Origin of the sequence: Bacillus sp. 5mfcol3.1 (assembly GCF_900114335.1) — a bacterium.
GTDB lineage: Bacteria > Bacillota > Bacilli > Bacillales > Bacillaceae_G > Bacillus_A > Bacillus_A thuringiensis_S.
In genome coordinates this window covers 1-1294 of sequence record NZ_FOST01000063.1, presented here as the reverse complement: position 1 = coordinate 1294, position 1294 = coordinate 1, and the positions used below count along the sequence as shown (strand labels likewise).

Sequence of the window (1294 nt, the reverse complement as noted above, 5' to 3'; positions counted from 1 at the left end):
TATTTCTGATGATGTAAATGAAGCCAATGGTTATAATCCTGACCATTGGCTCTTAATAGGTTTGCTACCATATCTTTTTCTTTTTTTAATTCCCTTTGTGAAATCGCCACTATATCACCACCTTTCAATGATTATGTGATTACTTCTGATATTGTTCTTTGCAATTTTGGACAAAATAGGTAACTTCTTTTTCAAGTTCGGACTCTTTAAACTTAGAAAAATCAATATCTTTTTTCAGTTTTCCTTTTTCATAATAAGCGAGAGAGTCCCTTCGTTGTGATAAGCCCCAATCATGAGGATTACTTGAACCTGGAATGTCCTCACGATTTTCATTCAATCCTCTTACTTGAATCTTTTCCTTTTCAGCTATATTCTTTACAAGAAAAATCCAATCATTACTATGTCTCATATTAGAATTCAACATAACAAAACCCGTGCCATCCTCACTCATGAACTTCTTCATTTCTAACGGACTAAGTTCCATTACTTCCCCTTTTCCCGAGCTAAAGACAAATGTCGAACCAATACCAATTGCAATTAATAGTCCAACAATAGCGGAAATGATCCACCCTTTACGACTCATGCATGTTCCTCCCTATGTCATATTTTTATAAGCGATTTTGAAGTGTGATGAGACACATTTTAACTTCAACATCTGTCTTTATTTTATAACATTTAAAGGAAAGTGGGATAGAAAATGGAAATATCATTTATGGCTGGAATGACGAACCCTGTATTGGCATGCGTATAGAGACTAATCCCGACCTAGCTTCTATATGCCCAATACCGCACTACGTATTTTGGCGTGAACGTAGAACCTTATGTATCTACTGTTGTGATGTTCCTCGCTTCTTCAGAATGTCAAAATGGGATATTCCTCACGAGTACTGACACAAACAGGTCTTTGATACAATGCATTTCCCAGTGGTCACAGATGAGTTTTACGATCTTACTCACCAAACGATAATCGTATACCTAACCCCTCTAGTGACCTTTTGAGGGGAGGCACGCATATATATTGTATATTTCACCTTTCTACATCATTGCTGAAAGGAAGAGGTACACAATATATATCTAAATTGTCAAAGAGCAACTTACTTTATGCTTTGTGCTATGTTCTCAGCACACTTCAAAATCGCTTTTTTTATTTACATTTTTGTTTTACAGCTACTAATTCCGCATGTTTATTTTTTCGTTTAGCAATTAAGTTTTGATGTTCATCTCTAACCGAGCGCACTTGATAATAGATTTGAGCCACTTTTTCAATGCTTCCTGTGCTATTTTCAATTGCGAT

General features: G+C 35.6%; 1 protein-coding gene. It reads right to left on the bottom strand.

Translation table 11 applies throughout. The features are described 5' to 3' along the window. Positions 1-139 precede the first annotated feature (139 nt). Positions 140-583, bottom strand: a complete 444-nt coding sequence (locus tag BM089_RS30445; RefSeq protein WP_048536244.1) for a hypothetical protein — start codon at positions 581-583, stop codon at positions 140-142. Between the last annotated feature and the right edge of the window lie 711 nt (positions 584-1294).

Excerpts from the sequence above, each read along its gene's own strand:
- BM089_RS30445 (WP_048536244.1), bottom strand. The coding sequence starts at position 583 with ATGAGTCGTAAAGGGTGGATCATTTCCGCTATTGTTGGACTATTAATT.